Genomic DNA, 22,221 nt, shown 5'->3' with positions numbered 1-22,221 from the left:
TGAGATGCGCTAAACGAAGTTTATGGCCGAACTTTGCGAGAGTGGTTGTAATTTTTAGATAAAATAGACTCTCGGCATGGTTCTTCATGGGAGTTTACCGCTATAATTTGAGCTAATCCGTCGCATGTGGGGAAAGGATTTTCCTCAAGAGTAGAGAAGCAGCATTATGGCAAACGTACTTGCAACCGTAGATCAGCGTACCAAACTCGTTGGTGAGAACCGACTTGAGTTGTTGCTCTTTAGCATTAATTCCACGCAGTTATTTGCCATTAACGTCTTTAAAGTCAAAGAAGTTGTCAAGCTTCCTCCCTTGAATGCGATGCCGGGTAGTCATCCGCATATTTCTGGTGTTGCTAATATTCGTGGGATTTCTATCCCCGTGATTGATTTACGTTCGGCCATAGGGTTTAAGCCCGTGCCGCCTAACGAAGATGCCAATATGATCATCACGGAATACAACCGCAGTGTGCAGGGTTTCTTAGTCGGTAAGGTTGAACACATTATCAACATGACTTGGAGCGATATTATGCCGCCGCCGAAAACGGCTGGACGTAATAATTATCTAACGGCAATTACTCGCATAGAGCATCAAGGTCAGTCGCAGTTAGTGTCTATTATCGACGTAGAAAAAGTCTTGGCGGAGATCATTCACTACGATATCCGTTTATCAGAAGGTGTACTCGACGAAACCTTAGTCCATGAAATGCCTGGCAGAAAAATCCTGATTGTGGATGATTCGTCGACCGCCAGACGTCAAGTGCGTGAAACGTTAGGCCAACTGGGTATCGAAATTATTGAGGCATCTGATGGCTTACAAGCGCTGACGTTATTGCAGAAATGGCGTGATGAAGGTAAACAAGTTGCCAAAGAATTATTGATGATGATTACCGATGCCGAAATGCCCGAAATGGACGGTTATAAGCTCACTTCTGAAGTGCGTAGCGATAAAGCTATGTCGGATTTATTCATCACCTTAAATACTTCGTTGAGTGGCAGTTTTAACCATGCCATGGTTGAAAAAGTGGGCTGTGATAAGTTTATTTCTAAGTTCCAACCGGATTTGCTGGTGGAAGTGGTGCAAGAAAGATTAAGACAAGTGATCAATCACTGATCGCATTTTGAGATTCGAACTATCGGTGATTGACCTTGAGTCGATCATCGGTAGGTTTAGTGTTTTTAAGGAACGCTTTAATAACAGTTTTTAATACGGTCTTTGAATCACATTCTTTCAACTGCTACTTTTTTAACTGCTTTGCTGCAAACATCTGCCAACCCACTACCTATAACTCGCTCGATTATAACGCTAATTCGGCTGCTACATCTTGTAACACTTGGCGTTTCATTTCTTTGGCGGCGGCAATATGGATACGGGCGAGCCTTAAGGCATAGTTGAATCTTGCTCGGCCGACGAGGCGCACCAGTTCGGCAAAAAACTGTGGATCTAAGGTGAATTGCGTCGAGTAGTACTGGATTGCAGCATTAACTGAGTTAAAGGTCACGCCATCAAATTCGAAACCTGCGTTATAACCTTGGTCGTCAATTTCTTCGCCCTCTAAAACCAGTGGCCAGCCGGGTGCGTTGATACGGTCTCGTGCAATTTGGTACATCATCCAAGCACTTTTCTTAAAGCCTTCAAACACTTTGCAGGAAAATTCAGACTCGGCCAGTTCTTCTTCGGTCCAATTAATCCCAATCGCGAGGTGTTTCGCATAAATACGCATTAGTGCATCTTTGACGGCCATACGACAATCCCAAATGGAGCTAAGAGTATGTTGTTTGGCTAATCGCAAACATTCGCTGCAGGCGGGCACAGCTAACGAAGCATGTGGTGTATGTGTGTGTGCGATATATTCGAAGTGTTGATGGCTCGGTTCGCCACAAAACCAGCAAGTATGGCGTTTGTCGAAGGGAATATCGATAAGCGGAATAGCAGACATCAAGGAATGAGCACCTCAGTCCTTGATGTCATCAATGGCATACTGAAGCGATTAAACTTCTTCAACATCAACCAAATCTTTTGCTAAAACAATCGGATCAAGTTCAAGACAATCTTCATCGGTTTGCCAATCAACACCGATTAATACACCATCGTCGTTTAGATCTGAGACCCAATATTCTAGAAATTCTTCTAATGAAATAGAAACGGGTTGATAGTCGTGCCATTCGTCGCTGCAATGGGATTTTGCAGTAGTTTCATTTGACCATAATGGCATCACATCTGTATCTTCAAATTCTGAAGAATCACAAACGACCCAGCCTTCGCCAGTTTCATCCATTAGACCCCAAAGCGTCTGATGTTGTTTTACATTTTTGATAAAGCCAGCCAAAGCCGCATTGATTTCAGTCATGATAGGTCTCTTTGATGTGTGCTGTTAACTTATCCATTATACGGTAACGTGCTGCGATACCAAGGGATTCTTTGTTAAGATTTTTTTTGTGTTGGATAACTGAGCAATAAGCCTATGCCGCAAGGTATTTATGGCGATAAGGATTGTGTTACGTGTCACTATGGGTCAGGATTATTGGTAATGAGTCGCCTTGGTACAGGCTGTTTTACTGACTAAATGTGGCTCAGATAGGGGCTTTACGTGGCGGGGAAACGTGTCTTCTATGCTTTTGGCCGTTAAAGGTGTTTTGGATTCTAACCTTTAACTCGTTATGCCAAGGCGAATATCTCTCTAGGGCAATTCCCTCTTGAAGACGGAATATTGTCGTGTTTAGCCACAACAGTGTGATTACTGTGTCATTGTTGTGAGATCAAATATTGGAGTTGTTGATTTGATTAAAATTAAAGGGTTAACTTATCTGTTTGCGAGTATTGCCGCCTGTGTCAGTCTGAGTGCCTGTTCAAGTGCGCCAACGGCGAGTGCTAACGCAACCAGCACTAATGCAAGTGGCATTGCTGCTGAAGTCAATCAAATGCCCGATATCAGTGCTAGCGTACAATCTAATGCAGAGGCGTTTCCAATGTGCTTGACTGGACTGCAAGCGCGAGCACGTGCAGAAGGCCTGTCAGAGGCGACGATAAACTCTACCATTGCGAACTTGAAATTTGTCCCTCGAGTGATTGAGTTGGACCAACAGCAACCCGAATTCAGCCAGACATTTGATAATTATTTCAGTAAGCGCGCGACCGAATGGCGCGTCAATGAAGGCCGCCGTTTACTGCAAAAGCACAGTGTCTTACTTAATCAATTAGCGCAAAAATACGGCGTCCCACCGCAATATATCTTGTCTTTTTGGGGACTGGAAACGAACTACGGTTCCTATAAAGGCAAAATGTCGGTATTGAATTCGCTGGCGACTTTGGCCTGTGAGCCACGCCGTAGCAATTATTTCACCATAGAGCTGATGCAAGCCTTAAAATTGAAAGAAAAGTATCAGTTCGATGATGACACTATGGTGGGATCATGGGCAGGTGCTATGGGACATACGCAATTTATGCCTTCTGCGTATGCCAAATATGCGGTCGATGGCGATGGCGATGGTAAGGCCGATTTATGGAATAGCACTACAGATGCGCTCACTTCTGCCGCGAATTTTTTGCAGCACTTAGGTTGGCAGCGTAATCAGCGTTGGGGGCGTGAAGTCTTGTTACCAAAGGATTTTAGTTACAGTCATTTAGGTGCGAAACAGCCCTTGTCGTTATCGGAATGGGCTGCGCTCAATGTAACACAGTCGAATGGGCAACCTTTGCCTGCCGTCGATATTCAAGCTGCGTTGTATTTGCCTGCGGGACACACAGGCCCAGCCTTTTTAGGTTATGAGAATTTTAATGTGATCATGCGTTGGAATCGCTCCGAATTTTATGCCATTACGGTTGGGCACTTGGCCGATCGTATTAATGGTGGACAACCCTTGACAGTCAGTCCGCCTGAGCAACCACGCCTAAGCCGCGAGCAAGTAAAGCAACTGCAAACAAAACTGAACGAGGCTGGATTTGATGTTGGTAAGCCAGATGGCGTGTTGGGACGTAACTCTATGGCAGGGTTGCAAGCCTTTCAACGTAGCAAACAGATGATTGCCGATGGCTTCCCAAGCCCAGAGGTGTTTACCGCTTTAGGACTATCACTGTAGTTACTGTCTCTGTAGCCAAAGAGCGCTCGCTGCGGGTTTTGAGTGCTTTGAGGCCGGATAAAAAAGTGGAGTGAAAAGCACAGTTTTGTTAAGCTCGGCCCACAATTGAAATCGAAGAAAATCAAAGGATATTCGATGAGCATTAAAGACGATATGGTTGTGCAGTTTAACTACACACTGCGCGACGAGAAAGGTGAAGTGATCGAGACGAACGAAGGTCGCGATCCTATTGCCTATTTACACGGTCATGACAACATGATGCCAGGTGTAGAAAACGCGATAAATGGTAAAGCCATAGGTGAAAAGTTCACTGTGACTTTGCCTGCTGCTGAAACCTACGGTGAGCGTTTAGCGGATGCTGACGCACACCAACGTGTGTCAGTTAAGCACTTATTAGGCGCGACTGTGTGGAAACCAGGCATGACAGCAGTGGTTAATACCGACCAAGGTCAGCGCCAAGTGACTATCGTTAAAATGGGTAAGTTTATGGCGACTGTGGATGTAAACCATCCATTAGCCGGCCGCGAACTGACATTTGATATCGAAGTCGTTGGTGCCCGTGACGCGAGTGATGAAGAAATCGCCCACGGCCATGCCCATGGCGCTGGTGGTCATCACCACTAATCTTTAGGCTTCGGGTTCGGCTTCGAACTTGGCTTCTATTTGACTCAATGTGAGATGAGTATAAGTTCAGTATGAGTTGAATGAATCGAGGCTAAAGATTAAATAGCAAAAGCCCAAACCTAGGTTTGGGCTTTTTGTTTTTATGGTGCTAATGGCTTAATGATTGTCGCAACCGCTAATGGCTCCTTATCTCGCTAATGGCTATGTTCATGCTCGAGTGGTTTGTCGGCAAACATCATATCTAGGCTTGCTTGGGTTTGGGGATGATAGCCGCTGCGAGCCCTGAGATAGACGCTTTTGGTCCAGTCGTATTTATCAGAGCTTGCGAGCTTTTGGTATAAAGGCACGATTAAGCGCATGCGGCCAATATGGGTTAAATGTTGTTTTAATGCGGGTAGTACTGCGTAATAGCCATTGTCTAGGGCCAGTGAATACCATGCGAAAGCGATTTCACTGTTGCCAGTGCCCGTAAAATGAAACGCCTTATCTAGCTCAGCAAGTTTGGCTTGGTCAAGATTGACTCTTGGCATTTCATTGATGAATCTTAACCACTGGTGGACTGTCCAAGTGCTGGTTTTCAACTCGCTTGCACTGAGTTTACCCTTGAGCCAAGTTTGTCTTTGGGCATCGATATCATCGAAGGCGTGGGAATTGGGCGGCACAAGAAATGACGGTAAACCTTGACCTTCAATCCAAGTATCCACTTCACCTTCACTGACAAGATGGGGATATTTGTTTAATAGATTCAAAGATAAATATTCACGGAATTGCGCCGTAGTAATACTCTGAAATGCAAAATGATTGAAGTAGCTTTTCACAAAAGTGTCGAAGCGTTCACGGCCAAATTTTTGCTCTAAAAATATTAAGAACAACTGGCCTTTTACATAAGGGACACCGCTGAAGGCTTCGTCGGGCGAACGTTTACCGAGATCGAGATGTAGCACTGAATCGGCAGGTGTGAGCTCTTCAAGTTCGGCAAGCAATTCAGAGTAGCCGATGGTTTGCTCCATCAGTGCTCGGTCACGGCCATAGAGGTCTTCCATGATGCGATTCTCAACATAGGTCGTAAAACCTTCATTAAGCCAGAGATCGCGCCAAGTGGCATTCGTCACTAAATTACCCGACCACGAGTGCGCAAGTTCGTGGGCGATGAGGCTCACTAAGCTTTTATCACCCGCGATCACTGTGGGTGTAATAAAAGACAAACGCGGGTTTTCCATGCCGCCAAAGGGGAAACTTGGTGGCAAGATAAGTAAGTCATAACGTCCCCAAGGGTAATCGCCATAACGTTTAGCCGCGATTTTGATCATTTCTGGCGTGTCGGCAAATTCTTTGCTCGCTTTGTCGAGGATCTCTGGCTCAGCCCAAATGCCCGAGATGTTATCTAAGGGAGCAAACTTTAAATGTCCGGCCGCAATGGCAATCAAATAAGCTGGAATAGCCTGCGGCATAGTGAATTGGGTCTGACTGCTCGACAGGGTTTTGCGATCGGCACTCATGACCACAGTTATGGCTTTATCGGTAGTAATTATTGCGCTATAGGTTTGGCGAACGGCTGGCGTATCTTGCAGTGGGATCCAACTGCGGGCGTGAATCGCCTGACTCTGACTGAACATAAAAGGCAACTGTTTACCTTGGGTTTGCTCAGGGGTTAACCATTGAATACCAGACGGATTATTCGACGTGTGATAATTGATTTTGACCTTTTGACTATTTTCATCAGCAAGTTTGATGGTCAGCGCGGCGCCTTTTACAGCGTCCGCTTTGGCTAACGTGAATGGCATGCTTTGCCATTTTCCCGCTGTATTTAAAGCACTTACGCTGTTAATCGTCAGATCTCGAGTATCTAAGATGAGTTCTTTCCCCACCTTATGCCAAGCTAAATCGAGGGTGGCTTCACCGGATAAGCGGTTTTGCTTAAAATCGACGGTAAGGGCTAGTTCCAAATGACTCACGCTGACTTCAGTGTAATTGGCGTAGGTCAGTGCATCTTGGTTCTGCTGCGTATCAGCTTGTACAACAGTGGCAGTAGGCTCAGTGGTTAAGGTATTTGGAGTGCTATTGGCATAAGCGCAGGGAAGTAGTTGCAGGGCAAAGACTAGGGTGCTGCAAAGGACGGTTCGGCGAAGTGAAAGCATTATTTATAGTAGCCTAATGATGAAGTATGTTAGTTCGAGTTTGGGGTGATAAGACCATCAATTCAGCTTGGTTTTCTGTTAACCCACTCTATATAGCACAAAAGATATAGCGCAAAAGTTTACCTGATAATTCACTGGATTTGTTATCTCACTGTTAGCTCAAATGTAATCAAACTTTAATGGCTTGGATGCTGGTCAGGAAATGCCATCGGTAAAAGAGCACAAGTTTGCTATGATGACGGCGTTTTCACATAGGGCGGTTATCATAATGGTGTTAGATTTTTCGCAGGGTAAGTTAATCGTTACTGAGTTTGAGGTTCAAGTGCGCCTCAACGTTGCCAGTATCGTACTGCAAGCGAGTGCTGAGGATATCGGCTTGAGACGTCAGCCTCCTATGCTGATCGCCGATGGTGGCGGTGTACGTTGGAGCTTAGTATTGGACTCAAATGCTCAGTTACGTGCGATTCAAGATGTGCTGGGCATGGATGCTGAATAACCTGTGCCCGAGTGGTGATGAGTGTTTAACGTATAGATTTATCATCATTTTTTAGTTGATGAGTGTTTAATATCGAATTGGGAATTTTTAGTATGTCAGTTTCTCTTGAGCGTATTGTTGTCGAACCTAAGACTCCTGCTACGGCTGTGGTTATTTGGTTACATGGATTAGGGGATTCGGGGGCCGGATTTGCTCCCGTAGTGCCTGCATTAGGCTTACCTGCAGATCATGCTATTCGATTTATTTTTCCCCATGCACCAGAGCAAGCCGTGACCATTAATGGTGGCTACATTATGCGCGCTTGGTACGATATTAAAAGCATGGATTTGCATGACAGAGCCGATATGCAAGGCGTGCTTGAGTCGGAGAAAATGGTTGCCGCATTAATTAATGAACAAATCGCGGCGGGTATTGCGAGCCAACGTATCGTATTAGCGGGATTCAGTCAGGGTGGAGTCATGAGTTTATTCTCTGGACTGCGTTTCCCTGAGCCACTTGCAGGGATTATGGCGTTGTCTTGCTATTTACCGACGGGTGATGTGTTACCCGCTGAATTAAGCGCGGCGAATCGCAATACACCCATATTACAGCAACACGGTCTACAGGATGATGTTGTACCATTTTCCGCTGGAATGTTAGCAAAAGAAGCCTTAACTGCGGGCGGCTATCATGTTACGTGGCAAACTTATCCAATGCCTCATTCTGTCATTCCTGAACAATTGAAAGCGATTTCTAAATGGTTATTACAGCGATTTGAAATGTAGATAAGTCTAATTGCTGATAAAAACAGCATGCGGTAAGTTGAAATTTACCCATGCTTGTTTTTTTAAAGGAACAATCGCGATGTTTTTTCATATTTCCTAAGTTATTTATAACAAACGATTAAAATCCATTTATTCCATTTTTATTTTGTATTCTCTAAATATATAAAAATCAGTCATTCAGCTTATTTTTTTATATGAAACAAATCCTTCTTAAAATGCCCGCCAAATTTCATATAAATGTCAAGTTTTTAATAAAAATGACACAATTTATCTTTATTATTTGCTATTATCCGTGACGCTGAACTTGATGGAGTTCACGGCAATCTTTCTATGATAAAATAATTAAAATCAAGGGGTTGATGTAATGAGACATATGCTTATTAAAGGATTAGTTGCAACTGCTGTTCTCGCTGCACTTGCGGGTTGTAATAATAGTGATGACGATAAAGTTCCAACAACGTGTGCTGAAGCGGGAAGTGCTTGTAAAACGTTTACCGTTTTACATACCAATGACAACCATGGCCGTTTCTGGGAAAACAGTGATGGTGAATACGGTTTAGCCGCTCAGAAAACTCTGGTTGATCAAATTCGTGCAGAAGTGAGTAAGAATGGCAGTCAAACCTTATTATTATCTGGTGGTGATATTAATACGGGTGTACCAGAATCTGATCTTCAAGATGCCATACCAGACTTTACGGGCATGAATAAAATTGGTTACGACGCCATGGCTGTTGGTAACCATGAGTTTGACAATCCGTTATCAGTACTTGATATGCAGCGTCGCCTTGCTGAATTCCCTATGTTAGCGGCGAACATTTACCGTAAAAATGCCGATGGTACTCTTGGTGAGCGTTACTTTGATGCCTATAAAGTATTTGACGTTAATGGTCTTAAAGTTGCTGTTATTGGTTTAACGACAGAAGACACTGCTAAGATTGGTAACCCAGAATACATTAGCGATCTAACATTCACCGATCCCAAGGTGGAAGTTGCTAAAGTGATTAAAGAAATTAAAGATGCCAAAGCGGCAGATATCATTTTCGCTACCACGCACATGGGTCATTACGCGGATGGTAAAAATGGTAGTAATGCCCCTGGCGATGTAGCTATGGCTCGCGCATTGAAAGAAGGGGATTTACAAGTTGTTATCGGTGGTCATTCACAGAATCCAGTGTGTATGGAACCGGGAACTGACAACAAAGCTTATGCAGCCTTTAAGCCTGGTGATGCATGTGCACCTGATAAACAAAATGGCACTTGGATCATGCAAGCCCATGAATGGGGTAAATATGTTGGCCGTGCAGATTTTGAATACTTTAACGGTGAACTCCATCTAGCGAGCTACAAGCTTGTCCCTGTGAATATGCGCAAACTGGATGATGCTGGTAAGAAAACTGCTGACTTAGCAGGCACTAAAATTGAACCGGATTCAGAGTTAAAAGAGCTGCTTTCTTACTATCAAGAGAAAGGTCAAGCTAAGTTAGACGAAGTCATTGCGACAACGGATGCCCTGTTAGATGGTGAGCGTGCAAACGTGCGTAATAAGCAAACTAACTTAGGCCGTATGTTAGCGATGGCACAAAGTGCTAAAGTGACTGCTGATTTTGGTGTAATGAACTCCGGCGGTGTACGTGCATCTATCCAACCAGGCAACATTAGTTACCGTGACGTGCTGACTGTTCAGCCATTTGGTAATATGGTTACCCTTAACGAAATGACGGGTACTGAAGTTGCGGTTTATTTAGGCGCAGTCGGCAGTCTTCAAGTTGGTTCTGGTGGTTATGCACAAATCACTGGTGTGAAAATGACCATTGACTGTGTGGCTAAAACAGCCAACATCAGCGACATTGGCGGCAAGGATTTTAGCCCAACAGCCACTTATAAGTTCACTGTACCTAGCTTTAATGCTGCGGGTGGTGACGGTTATCCTAAACTAACCAGCCCAATTCAAACGGGTTTTGTTGATGCTGATTTACTCTATTCTTTCTTGAAAGAGAAACAAGTGATTAAAGCTGCTGACTACAATCCTGTAGGCGATATTGTTTATGAGAACTCAAAAAGTGTTGAAGGTTGCCAACTTTAAGTAATCAATCATTACTCAGTGTTTCAATATTAATGCCACTCAAATGAGTGGCATTTTTTATGGTTAATTAATATTGAACTAAGTGTAAATTAATATTCAGCGTTTTATTTGGGATACACTTTGATTCATTTGTGGCGTGAGTTTCTCGGTGTTCTTTTGGTTAACAATTGAGATTTATTGTATCAAATTAAATATTTAATATATTCAACTGGCCTGTATTGCTTAACCCCATGATGTATATCCGGATATCTTATATTTAAGTTGATTTATTTTGTGTCAATTTGTTTTAATTTGAGATTAATTGTTTTTAATGGTTGACTTAGATGTTGCGCATTAACATTATCACTACGGCGAAACAAAGTTCGCTTGCCAAATATAAAAATAACAAACAAAGGGTTTTATTTACCTCAAGGAGAGATTAATGCGCTATTTAAGTTTAACGGCCAAAGCCGTTCGTACTAGTTTAATTACAGTGGCGACAAGCAGTGTGGTTTTTTCTGGAATAGGCTTTTCTGCAGCGGTAAATGCAGCAGAAGAAAATGCGAAAGTTGAACGCATTGAAGTGACGGGTTCTCGTATTAAACAAGTTGATATGGAAACTGTTTCACCCGTGACTGTCATTAATGCTGCGGATATTGCCATGACGGGTGAAAAAACCGTTGCTGACGTATTGAATAACTCTGCGATAAACAGCTTTGGTTCTTGGCGTGGTATTTCTGGCTATGGATCAGGAGCAAGCTCAACCAGTGATGTCAATTTACGTGGTTTAGGAGCGTCTGCGACATTAGTGTTATTAGATGGACGCCGTATGCCGGGCACGAGTTCGAGCTCTGGCTCTGTGGCCGATACATCTTCTATCCCTATGGCTATCGTGGAGCGTATTGAAATCCTGCGCGATGGCGCCTCGGCAGTATATGGTTCCGATGCGGTTGCGGGTGTGATAAACATTATCACTAAGAAGGAGTTTGAAGGGTTTCAACTCGATTACAGCACTGAGCAGCCAAGTGTGGAAGGAGGCGATGCCAACCGTTTATCACTTGCAACGGGCTTTAATACTGATAAAGGCAATATCACGCTAACCTATGAATATTATGATACTAAAGCTGTAATGGATCGTGATATTTGGCGAATGGACGATTCAAGTTATAACGCATATAGTGGATATAGCTCAGTACCAAACGGTAAATATGGACCAGGCAATGGTAGCTGGTATAGTAATTCAGATATATGTGAAAAAACGGAAAATACCATAGACTCAGGTGATGGTCGTTGTTTATATAATCATGGTAATGTCACTAAGTTATTTGGCGATCAAACTCGTAATTCGCTGTTATCTAATTTCTCCTATGAGATTTCTGAGAATATAAAATTCCGAGGTCGTGCTTCTGCTTCATTAGCAGAAACTGAAACCCGTTATGCGGGTACGCCAGTATCAACGAATACCCCTGTGATGAGTGCCGATAATAAGTTTAATCCAGTTGGCGAAGAATTAGTGATTTCTATGCGAGGCGCGCAACTTGGCGAGCGAGATACATTAACTGAAACCAACAACTTTGATATTCTAGGTGGCTTTGTTGGTACAATAGATTCAGGGAATGGTATCGACTGGGAATTAAATGCCCAGCACGCAACATCGACGACAAATAGTTTTAATTATAATTTACTGAACGACGATATTATTCAGCAAGAAATTGATTCAGAGCAATATGATATTTTCAATACCTCTGGAATGAGTTATGAGCAGTGGGATCAACAGATGACAGATCTGTATCGTAAAGCAGCGCATACTGGGGTTTATCAGGGCAAATTTGAAAGTACTCAATTGGATGGTCTTGCTTCGACCTTACTGCTCGATGACGGTGATCTTTCGGTCGCTATGGTCGGTGGTCTTGAATATGAAATGATCAAGTTTAAGCAAACCAGTGATCCAGAATCGGCCGCGGGTATTATCTCCGGCGGTTCGGGGGGGGATGATGTGGATGCCACACGTGACCGTAGCGCCGCTTATTTGGAACTCCAAGTAGGCTTACCTGCCAATGTTGAGTTTTCTGCCGCAGTACGTTATGAGCGCTATGAGCAGGAAGGAACTCTCACAGGGCCTCAGGGGGAAGTCGTTAATTCATCGACCTTCGATGCCGTGGTGCCTAAGTTTGGTTTAAGCTGGCGTCCTATAGACACGTTATTACTGCGTGCTAGCTATGGTGACTCATTCCGCGCGCCGAATATGAGCGAAATGTTCTCGTCTCAATCCTTGAGTTTTGAGAAGGGTGTTGATTCTTTATGGTGTAATGAACCTGGTAACGTGGATGCCATATATTGCGCGACTAATAATCAACACAAAACCTGGTATGGAGGGAATCCTGATCTAGAGGCTGAAGAGGGCAACTCGTTAACCTTTGGCGGCGTTTGGAATGTTACTGACGCATGGAACTTGGAGTTATCTTATTACTCAATCACCTATGACAACAAAATTGAGTCAATTGATGTGGATGATATCCTGCGTGATGAAATCAAGAATGGTTCTTCTCCCTATGTGACGCGCGGTCCTGATGGCAAGATTGAATATATTGAAGCCGGAGTTCGTAACTTAGCTACAGTTGAGACCTCAGGTATCGATTTTGTTACGGCTTATAACTTAGAAACAGGCTTTGGGGATTTCAATTTCAAACTGGATTTAACTCATGTGCTTGATTTTAAAAAGCAGGATAACGCTGAAGCAGACATGATCGATTACGCAGGGTCGACTGACTCGCCCGATTGGCGCGGTAACTTTGCGACCAGTTGGAAATACGATGATTTTTCTGCCGCATGGACAGTTGTTTATATCGGTAGTCAATCAGCAAGTTATTTCAATGAGTTAGAAGAAACCGACCGTTATGTTGATTACGATAATTACTTTAAACATAATATTCAGTTTGGTTATACCCATGCTTATAACGGCTCTATCACAGTAGGGGTGAATAATGTGTTTGATGCTGAAACACCAAACTATTACACCTACGCCGATTATCGCGATGTGAATGTGGGTTTATATGATGTGTTAGGTAGAACGTATTACCTGAGAATAAACCAGAAGTTTTAGGTTGTCCGCCCTCCCTGGATAACTCAAACCTCCGCTTGCGGAGGTTTTTTTGCTTATAAGGCAGTTTACTGGGTGTCGAATGAGCGCTATCAATGCGTGAGGCGCAGTTCGTGGCGGTGTTCATGCTGATAATGCTCGGCGCAGGAGGTGCAGCGTTGTTCGGTGGGATCTTGGCTTAAGCGTTCGCTTTCAATTTCTGCCTCACAATCCGAGCAAAGACCGTAGAGACCTAAGTCGAGCTGGCAAAAGGCGGCATCAAGTTTATTTAATCGGCAAAATAGTGGGTGTTCAGCCAGTGGTGTCTGAGCCAATTTATCAATTAATTCTGCCAGACTCAGGCTAGCGTAATGCTCCCCTATGGCTTCGAGGAACAGAGGGAGCGCGCCTATTTCTTTCCTTAGATTAGCTTCAAGCTCTGACAATTCATGTCTGATATGGGTGGTGCTCACGTAAAATCGCCTATTTCATTTGACTCTAGGCGTCCAGTCTAATAGTTCCACTATCAACGACTATGATAAAGATCAAGTATCTGCCACATTTTCGGTTTTTTAGCCGTTAAAAATCGAAAAAGTACTTCATTCTTATCGCATTATATGTGCTACGGCAAAAGCCCTTTTATCACACATATCGTCGCGATTATTCGTCGCATAAGTTCCGTTGCGCCGTTTCTAATACGCGGACTATTTCTTCCGTTGTTTTAAAGACTCGCAGTTCCCTAAACAAGGTATCGGCTTCGGGATATTGACGGTTGAGATAGGTGAACCACTGTTTGATCCGGGCTGGATAATAGTCACTCTTACGGCCATTGAGTTCCCTTTGGGTATAACTGAGCATGAGCCCTAAGGTTTGCGCCCAAGTATAAGGAGTGGCTCCTGTCTTGATAGTATCAGCCAAGTTCGGCAATGAAATTGCCCCGCGGCCGATCATGATACTGTCGCAGCCCGTGACCTCGATACAACGCTTAGCATCGTCATTGTTCCAAATTTCACCGTTGGCGATCACCGGGATCGGCAAACGTTTGCGCACTTCGGTGATGTATTCCCAGTAGGCTGGCGGTCTGTAACCGTCGACTTTACTGCGCGCATGGATGGCAAGTTCAGTTGCACCGGCTTCATACACTGCAATGGCGTTTTCCATAAACAGTGACTTATCTTCGTAGCCCAAACGTATTTTGGCCGTTACGGCATGTTCTTTTGGTACAGCTTGACGCATGGCTTTGACAATATCGTGCACACTCTCAGGATATTGCAATAATACGGCGCCACCTTTACTGCGGTTAACAATTTTTGCTGGACAGCCAAAGTTTGCATCAACACCGTGTGAGCCTAGCTCAATGGCACGCAGGGCATTTTCGCCCATACATTGGGGTTCTTGACCAAGCAATTGTACTCGTACTGGCGTACCTGAAGGGGTGTTGCCGTTGTTGAGCAGTTCAGGACACAGTTTGAGAAAGACCTTTTCAGGCAGCAGTTGGTCTACCACTCGCACAAATTCGGTGACGAGCAAATCGTAGGGATTGATGGTCGATAGGATGTCACGCATCAAAGCGTCTACTACGCCTTCCATTGGAGCCAAAATCACACGCACTGCAGTAAACCCATATCTGTTGCAAAGGGCGAGCATTCTACCTTATCAGCCCTAAGTTACAAAGTGGCCTTGTGAAGGAGGATGAATAGGTACGCCAATAAATAAAATCCAAGCTAAACTGATTGTCCTAGCAGGATATTTTTACCATTTCTGTGACTTAGTGATATTTTTTGCAATAGAATCGAAATAAGGCAGGTCTTTTGTTGTAAGCCAGCTACTTAAACTGTTGTTGGTCATTATTACTCAATAAACAAGAAGGGATTATTTATGAATTCAGTTAAAAAAACAGCAGTTGCAGTAGCGTTAGGTTCGGTTGTGATGAGTTCAGCTTTTGCTGTCAATGCACAAACTAACCCATTTGGTTTTGAAGCTATGGATGCGGGCTATCAAATTGTCGGTTCAGAAGGCAAATGTGGTGAAGCCAAATGCGGCGCAGACATGAAGAAAGCCGCCGCTGAAAAAGCCAAAGAAGGTAAGTGTGGTGAGGCTAAATGCGGTGCTGAGATGAAAAAAGCGGCTGCAGATAAAGCTCATGAGGGGAAATGTGGCGAAGCGAAATGCGGTGCTGACATGAAGAAAGCCGCTGATAAGGCCCATGAAGGTAAGTGTGGTGAAGCGAAATGTGGCGCTGATATGAAGAAAACCGCCGAAAAAGTGGATGCTAAAGTCGAAGCCGTTAAAAAAGAAGTGAAGTAAAGCGGGTTTGTTTTATCCCTGCAGTTATTGGGATAATTGAGCTTAAAGAGGCCAGCCAGCGCTGGTCTCTTGTGTTTTATTCTTAAGCGATTACAGGTTAGCGTTCGTGAGGTTCTATGAATGATCAAACAAATACGGCACAGGTAGGGCTGGGATTAAGACGAGAAATGCTCAGTGAATTTTGTTTGCAGGTGCCTGATGCTATTAATTTTTTTGAAGTGGCGCCTGAGAATTGGATGACCTTAGGTGGTAAATTTGGCCGCCAATTCCGTGAGTTGACTGAGCAACATACTTTCTACTGCCACGGTTTGAGTTTATCCATTGGTAGCCCTGAACCCTTAGATCTCGCGTTTGTAAAAAATATCAAAACCTTTATGGATTTACACCAAATCCAAGTCTATTCCGAACATTTAAGTTATTGCTCAGGGCAAGGTCACTTATATGATTTAATGCCTATCCCTTTTACCGACGCTGCAGTGAAGCATGTGGCGGCGCGGGTTAAGCAAGTAGAAGATATTCTAGAGCGGCCGCTTATTTTAGAAAATGTGTCTTTTTATGCCGCTCCAGGTGCGCAAATGACAGAACTTGAATTCGTTAATGCCGTGCTGCAAGAAGCCGATTGTAAACTGCTACTGGATGTGAACAACATCTATGTGAACTCGATAAACCATCAATACGATGCCGATGCCTTTTTACAGGCCATGCCGACAGAGCGCATCGCTTATCTGCATATTGCTGGGCACTACAAACAAGCTGAAGATCTGCTCATTGATACCCATGGCGCAGCCATTAACGATCCCGTCTGGACATTATTACAGCGCTGTTATGCCTTGCATGGGGTAAAACCGACCTTGCTTGAGCGTGACTTTAATTTGCCGACAACCGCTGAATTGTTGCTCGAGATAAATCAAATTCACGGTTACCAAATGGCGGCGTCCAGCTCCCATGCCCAAAATAGCGCTCATGCCGTAAAGAGGAGCGCCTAATGGATTTTAAGCAAGTGCAGCAATCCTTTATCGATTATATCCGCGATCCCTCTTCGCCATTGCCCGCGGATACTGATGTCCGGCGTATGCAGGTTTACCGCGAGTTATTTTTTAATAATGTGCTGGGATTTGTGTCGAACGGCTTCCCCGTGCTTAAAAGTTTTTATTCTGAGGAGGAATGGCTGACTTTGGTGCAGCGTTTTTTCAGTCAACATGATTGCCAATCGCCCATTTTTATCGATATCGCGGGTGAGTTTTTAGATTTTTTACAGCAGGAATATCAGCCCACGGCAAATGATCCTGTTTTTATGCTCGAATTAGCGCACTATGAATGGCTAGAGTTGGCCGTTGCGGTCGCACAGGCGAGTGAGGATGAATCTCAACTCAGCTCAGCGCAAATGTCGACGCAGGCTTTATGTTTGTCGCAGACGGCGAGGGTGGCGCAGTATCATTTTGAGGTGCAGCACATTCGTCAGGATTATCGTCCGCAGCAACAACTCGATACGCCAGTGTTTTTTTGTCTCTATCAAGATGCCGATTGCGAAGTGTGCTTCTTACAGTTAAATCCCTTAAGCGCACAGGTGCTGGCATTTCTTCAAGCCCAAGGCCAAGCGGGTTTTAAAGAGATAGTTGATTGGTTAACAATCACTTACCCTCAAATGGCGCCAGAGATTATTGAGCAAGGTTGTATGCAGTTACTCGAGCAATTAGCGGCCAAAGGGATAGTGCGCGGACGTCAGTCTTAAGGTTGGGATTATTGCCGAAATAAATGTAATAACCCTACATTTAGAGGGTTTTTATTAATTTGACAAACCGCTACAATGTCGGCCGTTTTGTGATCTCAATCACTGTACGATTCCTGCGCACTTATACTTGCACATACTAGAGGAGCTGTAATGAGTAGTCAGCCGTTCAAAGACCCATTTAATTTTTTGTATTTTATTGGTTTTATTTTAGTTTTACTGTTGCCGACTCTGCCAGCAAGTCTGTCTTGGTTAAAGCATTTAGGTTTAATTTAAGCGAGCGTTAATCTCTAGCGCGTAGCCTATTGGCCACTCTTCGAGTGGCTTTTGTTTTTCCGATAAAGGACATTTAAACCTATGGTATTAAAGCGCGGATTATTTTTACTGTTAGGCTTAACCGCTTTAGTCTTAGGTTTAGTCGGTATCGTGCTACCGATATTGCCGACCGTGCCTTTTATCTTGCTTGCTGCCTTCTGCTTTGCCCGCTCGAGTGAACGTTTACACCATTGGTTGATGACACATCCCTGGTTTGCCGATGCCTTAACCCAGTGGCAAGAGCAGCGAGCAATGCGTACGGGATTGAAACGCAAAGCCATGATAGTTAGCGCACTCAGTTTTAGTGTCAGTATTATTGTGGTCCCCATCCTTTGGGTAAAAGGTCTGCTGTTTGTCATGGCATTGGTCCTACTTTGGTATCTTAAAGGTATACCTGAAATAGAGGGATGATTGAGTGATTGAATGGGCTCAAGTGCTGTGACTGAAAGTTTAGTCGTGTTCTTGTTGAGGCTATTTAACTGAGTGCCAACAGGGTTTGATCTAAGGCACAAATTGATAACCTTTCCATCACTTGTGCATTGTGATTGTTGCAACTAAAACTAAAGCGGCATAAGCTTTGTCCGACTTTCGACAATGCGTCCACCCAGTGTGGACGTTTTGTTTTATACCGCCACCGCTAGGTTGGTGAATTGATTAAGTAACTTATTAAGCAAATATGATGGCTATGAATACAGAAACCTTATCCTTGATAAAGCAAAGCATTAAAACGATTCCTAATTATCCTAAGGAAGGGATTTTATTTCGAGATGTCACCAGTTTGCTTGAGAATGCAGCAGCCTATAAAGCGACCATCGACTTGTTAGTTGAACATTATCGTGGTCAAGGCTTTACCAAAATTGTGGGCACTGAAGCCCGTGGTTTCTTATTTGGTGCACCGTTGGCTTTAGAATTGGGTATCGGTTTTGTACCTGTGCGTAAACCCGGTAAATTGCCGCGTGCAACCATCAGCCAAAGCTATGAACTAGAATACGGTCACGATAGCCTAGAAATTCATACTGATGCGATTAGCGCAAATGACAAAGTGCTCGTTGTTGACGATTTACTCGCCACTGGCGGTACTATCGAAGCAACCGTTAAACTCATTCGCCAACTCGGCGGTGAAGTTAAACATGCGGCCTTTGTGATCTCATTACCTGATTTAGGCGGTGAAGCCCGTTTAACCGCATTAGGGCTTGAGTTGGTTAAACTTTGTGAGTTTGAAGGCGAATAAATCTGCAGCTAAAGGCGCCTTGGGATAGTTTGATGGCATGTCAAATCATGGCATGTTATCTTTCAAAGTTCTCGGGGCGCATGCTCCCGCTTTTGTATCACATACTCTGGGGAGTTCCATGTCATATCAGGTGTTAGCCAGAAAATGGCGCCCTGCCACATTTGATCAAATGGTTGGCCAAAGCCATGTTTTGCATGCCTTGACCAATGCGTTAAGCCAGCAGCGCTTACACCATGCTTACCTGTTTACGGGAACGCGCGGTGTCGGTAAAACCAGTTTAGCGCGACTCTTTGCCAAAGGCTTAAACTGTGAACAAGGTGTGACAGCGACTCCCTGCGGTGTTTGCGGCAGTTGTATGGAAATCGCCCAAGGTCGTTTTGTCGATTTGATTGAAGTCGATGCCGCATCTCGCACTAAGGTCGATGATACCCGTGAGCTGTTAGACAATGTGCAGTATCGTCCGACCCGTGGCCGTTTTAAGGTTTATCTCATCGACGAAGTGCACATGCTGTCGCGCAGCAGTTTTAACGCACTGCTAAAAACCTTAGAAGAACCCCCCGAGCACGTTAAATTTCTTTTGGCGACAACCGATCCACAGAAACTGCCCGTGACTGTGTTATCCCGTTGTTTGCAATTCAATTTAAAAAGCCTTACCCAAGGCGAAATTGGCACTCAGCTCAATCATATCTTGACCCAAGAGCAGTTTCCCTTTGATGCTGAAGCCTTAAAGCTTCTTGCCAAAGCCGCCAATGGCAGTATGCGTGATGCCTTGAGTTTGACCGATCAAGCGATCGCCTTTGGTGGCGGCAATGTGATGCTCACTCAAGTGCAAACTATGCTGGGCAGTATTGATGAGCAGCATGTAGTTGCCTTGCTTAAAGCCTTAACCGATGCCGATATTGGTGTGTTAATGCATACCTGTGCCCAAGTGCTCGCGTACGGCGCAGATGCCCAAGAAGTGCTACGCAGTTTACTTGAGTTGTTACATCAAATTACCTTGACCCAATTTGCCCCCGCTTGCGCGCAGCAATCCTTGTATAGCGCACAAATTCGCGCCTTTGCCGAACAGCTTAAGCCGGAACAAGTGCAGCTTTATTATCAGATTTTATTAACAGGCCGCAAAGACTTACCCCATGCACCGGATCCTAAATCGGGTCTTGAGATGGCGCTATTACGCGCTGTGGCGTTTGTGCCGGAAAAGCCAGTAAAGCGCTGGCAGCCTGATGCTGTCGCTGAGATCAGTTTACCCGCAGGGCAAATGCCAGTTGCGGCAACTGCTGCAGCGCAAGCTCTTGATGTAAATGAACAACAGTTTGCTGAAACACATACTGCTGAATCACATACAGCTGAAAAAAAAACAGCATTAATTGAGCCTGCCGATACCGCAGAGCAGGCACTTGATGCTGAGCTCGAAGCGGATGCGGCATTAATTGTCGAACAGGCGGTGATTCTAAGTCAGGCGCAGAGTCAGGGATTTAACGCTGGCAGCTTAAACGTTGAGATAGTGAATGCTGAGGTCGAGCCACAAACTCAAACAGTATCAACCGCTCAAGCGTCTCTTATACACACTTCAGAATCTGTTGCTGGTATCGAGGTATCGGTCGCTAGTATTGATACTCAGAATATTCAAGGAATTGAATTAGTCACAACAGCTTCCGAACCGAGTCTAGTGAATACGGCAGAGCCTGAAACTGCTGTCAATTCAACAGTTGTTGAGTGTGGTGACAGTGTAGATAAAGCTCTTTTTGATAAAGACCTTGCTGCAGAGAACATCTTCGATAACAACATCGATAACAACGCGTTTGAGCTAGGGCATGATGCTAATCGCATTCATGGAAATGAAGCTGAGCATTCATATTCAGCGATGGAGGATTATGCCCTAGAGTCAGCTCCACTTGATTCCTATCAAGACGTTTATGCTGATTTTTCCTCTGGCGCTTATAATGATGATAACTTTAACCATGGCTTTGATTCGAAAGAGGCTATAAATTCTGTTGATGTTCAAAGTTCTGTAGGTGTTTCAAACGCTGCAGGCATGCAAGCTTCTGCTGATCGTCAGTCAGCACCTGTGGCTCAAGTCTTCACTCAATCACAGACCTCAGTATCAGATTCAATACAAGACCAAGCGCTACAACAAGCCGCTTCTGCATCCTTAGCCGATGATGATATTCTCTCAGCTGTGTTGGCGGCGCGGGATTCACTGTTATCGGATCTTGACGCCTTAAGTGCTAAGGACGGTGATGAAAAAAAGTCGTCATTGGACTCAAAACTTAAGACGCCAAACACTAAATCACATGGTGTAACCTTACCTAAATCGGTTACTAAAATTGAAGCGAGTCAGCCAAGTGTGGCATTTTCTGTTGATCCAGCATCTGATTTAGACCCTGATTTAGCGATAGATTTTGATGATGACTTCGACTTAGATCTTGAGCCTATCGATTTGCACCAAGCAGTATCTTCAGTCGTCATCTCAACTGGAATTGTCTCTGAGAAGCCTGTCAAACCGTCCGCTGCAGATGATCGTCCGCCTTGGGAGGCAGCGCCTGAAGCTGAATCTATCGAAGTGACGCAAGTCGATAGCAATAAGACTGACAGTGTTCAGCCGGTGAGCGCGCAAGCTGCTGATATAAAGAATGTTCAAGCCAGTCATGCTCAAGAGCTTTTAGGCGTGAGTTACGCACCTAATCATGCACAAGATGACACTCTATCCCTGAGTGACGGGCAGGTCGCAGCATCAAGTTTGAAGTCGGAAATACTTCAAAATCAGGCTGTACGTCAAGAAGAAATACCCGCCTCAGAGTTTGCTTTGGCTAGCACAACAGCACTGACAAATGCGTCAAATACAGTGGAACACACGCAGGAGACACAAGTCGCGCTCAGTTCGACTCAACCTATTAGCGGTCATCCATTAGATTTACATTGGTACAAGTTGATGGCGAGCTTAGAGATCGGCGGGCGAGTGCGGCAACTGGCGGTTAATTCTGTCTGCCAAACCTTGAGCGATCCTTTGCCGTTGCTGCTTAAACCAAACCAGAAGCATCTAGCGGCCGATGTTGCCATAGTGCAGCTTGAGCAAGCCTTAACTACCGCGCTCGGGAACCCAAGACGGGTACAAGTGGTCATAGGAATCGATGAACAGCGGGAAACGCCCTTAGAGTTACGTAAGCGTTTCCACCAAGAGTTGCTGCAACAAGCGCATCAATCATTGATTCATGATGACAATGTGCAATGGTTGATCCAACGTATGGGCGCCGAACTCGATGCCGATAGTCTAGTATATCCGCCAGAGTTGTTGAATTTACGCAGTCAGCAAATACAAGCGTTACCTGAGTTAACTGAGGCTGCGAGTTAGCCATTATTGGCGAGTCTTTGGGTAAAATTTTCATCGTTAATTTGTAA

Annotated in this window: 19 protein-coding genes; 14 read left to right on the top strand and 5 right to left on the bottom strand. The window is 44.5% G+C overall.

The features are described 5' to 3' along the window. The first annotated feature begins 166 nt into the window (after positions 1-166). Entirely contained in the window at positions 167-1,111 is a 945-nt protein-coding gene (locus tag L5L94_RS10225) for a chemotaxis protein CheV (protein WP_105252200.1), read from the top strand. Between the two features lie 184 nt (positions 1,112-1,295). Here the strand turns inward: L5L94_RS10225 and L5L94_RS10220 are convergent, their stop codons facing one another. Beyond that, complete coding sequence (locus tag L5L94_RS10220) at positions 1,296-1,937, bottom strand: hypothetical protein (protein WP_263163014.1); 642 nt, start codon at positions 1,935-1,937, stop codon at positions 1,296-1,298. Between the two features lie 51 nt (positions 1,938-1,988). Then, positions 1,989-2,348, bottom strand: a complete 360-nt coding sequence (locus L5L94_RS10215; protein WP_263163013.1) for a DUF2750 domain-containing protein — start codon at positions 2,346-2,348, stop codon at positions 1,989-1,991. A gap of 430 nt (positions 2,349-2,778) precedes the next feature. Between L5L94_RS10215 and L5L94_RS10210 the strand changes: the two genes are divergently transcribed. Further along, positions 2,779-4,077 carry a lytic murein transglycosylase gene (locus L5L94_RS10210; protein ID WP_263163011.1) on the top strand — a complete coding sequence of 433 codons (1,299 nt, stop codon included), beginning with the start codon at positions 2,779-2,781 and terminating at the stop codon, positions 4,075-4,077. Positions 4,078-4,212: 135 nt separating this feature from the next. Further along, on the top strand, positions 4,213-4,701 hold the full coding sequence (locus L5L94_RS10205; RefSeq protein WP_263163010.1) for a peptidylprolyl isomerase: 489 nt from the start codon (positions 4,213-4,215) through the stop codon (positions 4,699-4,701). Between the two features lie 194 nt (positions 4,702-4,895). Here L5L94_RS10205 and L5L94_RS10200 read toward each other — a convergent pair whose 3' ends face one another. Beyond that, positions 4,896-6,839: a M1 family metallopeptidase gene (locus L5L94_RS10200; RefSeq protein ID WP_263163009.1), complete on the bottom strand. Its 1,944-nt coding sequence runs from the start codon at positions 6,837-6,839 to the stop codon at positions 4,896-4,898. Positions 6,840-7,107: 268 nt separating this feature from the next. Here L5L94_RS10200 and L5L94_RS10195 point away from each other — a divergent pair, with 268 nt between their 5' ends. The 4 genes from L5L94_RS10195 (at position 7,108) to L5L94_RS10180 (ending at position 13,264) form a co-directional block, all read left to right on the top strand. Next, entirely contained in the window at positions 7,108-7,335 is a 228-nt protein-coding gene (locus L5L94_RS10195; RefSeq protein ID WP_006082094.1) for a DUF3389 family protein, read from the top strand. A gap of 92 nt (positions 7,336-7,427) precedes the next feature. Continuing rightward, entirely contained in the window at positions 7,428-8,099 is a 672-nt protein-coding gene (locus L5L94_RS10190; RefSeq protein ID WP_263163007.1) for an alpha/beta hydrolase, read from the top strand. A 364-nt stretch (positions 8,100-8,463) separates the two neighbouring features. Further along, positions 8,464-10,182: a bifunctional UDP-sugar hydrolase/5'-nucleotidase UshA gene (gene ushA / locus L5L94_RS10185; RefSeq protein WP_028759619.1), complete on the top strand. Its 1,719-nt coding sequence runs from the start codon at positions 8,464-8,466 to the stop codon at positions 10,180-10,182. A gap of 421 nt (positions 10,183-10,603) precedes the next feature. Continuing rightward, positions 10,604-13,264 (top strand): TonB-dependent receptor, encoded by a 2,661-nt coding sequence (locus L5L94_RS10180; protein ID WP_173244258.1) that lies wholly within the window; start codon positions 10,604-10,606, stop codon positions 13,262-13,264. Positions 13,265-13,353: 89 nt separating this feature from the next. Here L5L94_RS10180 and L5L94_RS10175 read toward each other — a convergent pair whose 3' ends face one another. Together L5L94_RS10175 and L5L94_RS10170 are read right to left on the bottom strand one after the other, a co-directional pair. Beyond that, the gene (locus L5L94_RS10175; protein ID WP_028759621.1) at positions 13,354-13,713 is read right to left on the bottom strand and encodes a TraR/DksA C4-type zinc finger protein; all 360 of its coding nucleotides are present in this window, start codon (positions 13,711-13,713) and stop codon (positions 13,354-13,356) included. Positions 13,714-13,900: 187 nt separating this feature from the next. After that, entirely contained in the window at positions 13,901-14,851 is a 951-nt protein-coding gene (locus L5L94_RS10170) for a tRNA-dihydrouridine synthase (protein ID WP_263163004.1), read from the bottom strand. Positions 14,852-15,118: 267 nt separating this feature from the next. Between L5L94_RS10170 and L5L94_RS10165 the strand changes: the two genes are divergently transcribed. The 7 genes from L5L94_RS10165 to dnaX all read left to right on the top strand — a co-directional run bounded on the left by L5L94_RS10165 (position 15,119) and on the right by dnaX (position 22,174). Then, the gene (locus L5L94_RS10165; RefSeq protein ID WP_028759624.1) at positions 15,119-15,547 is read left to right on the top strand and encodes a hypothetical protein; all 429 of its coding nucleotides are present in this window, start codon (positions 15,119-15,121) and stop codon (positions 15,545-15,547) included. Between the two features lie 116 nt (positions 15,548-15,663). Continuing rightward, positions 15,664-16,533: a DUF692 domain-containing protein gene (locus L5L94_RS10160; RefSeq protein WP_263163003.1), complete on the top strand. Its 870-nt coding sequence runs from the start codon at positions 15,664-15,666 to the stop codon at positions 16,531-16,533. Then, positions 16,533-17,279, top strand: a complete 747-nt coding sequence (locus L5L94_RS10155) for a DUF2063 domain-containing protein (protein ID WP_263163001.1) — start codon at positions 16,533-16,535, stop codon at positions 17,277-17,279. The genes L5L94_RS10160 and L5L94_RS10155 overlap by 1 nt, the downstream gene beginning before the upstream one ends. 150 nt (positions 17,280-17,429) lie before the next feature. Next, a complete protein-coding gene (locus L5L94_RS10150; protein WP_006082086.1) occupies positions 17,430-17,552 on the top strand; it encodes a hypothetical protein in 123 nt (40 codons plus the stop codon). Between the two features lie 81 nt (positions 17,553-17,633). Next, the gene (locus tag L5L94_RS10145) at positions 17,634-18,002 is read left to right on the top strand and encodes a YbaN family protein (RefSeq protein ID WP_263163000.1); all 369 of its coding nucleotides are present in this window, start codon (positions 17,634-17,636) and stop codon (positions 18,000-18,002) included. Positions 18,003-18,270: 268 nt separating this feature from the next. Further along, on the top strand, positions 18,271-18,822 hold the full coding sequence (gene apt / locus L5L94_RS10140) for an adenine phosphoribosyltransferase (protein ID WP_105252212.1): 552 nt from the start codon (positions 18,271-18,273) through the stop codon (positions 18,820-18,822). A 37-nt stretch (positions 18,823-18,859) separates the two neighbouring features. Continuing rightward, positions 18,860-22,174 (top strand): DNA polymerase III subunit gamma/tau, encoded by a 3,315-nt coding sequence (gene dnaX, locus L5L94_RS10135; RefSeq protein ID WP_263162999.1) that lies wholly within the window; start codon positions 18,860-18,862, stop codon positions 22,172-22,174. The last annotated feature ends 47 nt before the right edge of the window (positions 22,175-22,221 follow it).

The organism is Shewanella sp. SM21 (genome assembly GCF_025654335.1).
In the GTDB taxonomy this organism is placed as follows: domain Bacteria; phylum Pseudomonadota; class Gammaproteobacteria; order Enterobacterales; family Shewanellaceae; genus Shewanella; species Shewanella oncorhynchi.
This window is presented reverse-complemented; position numbering and strand designations above follow the sequence as displayed.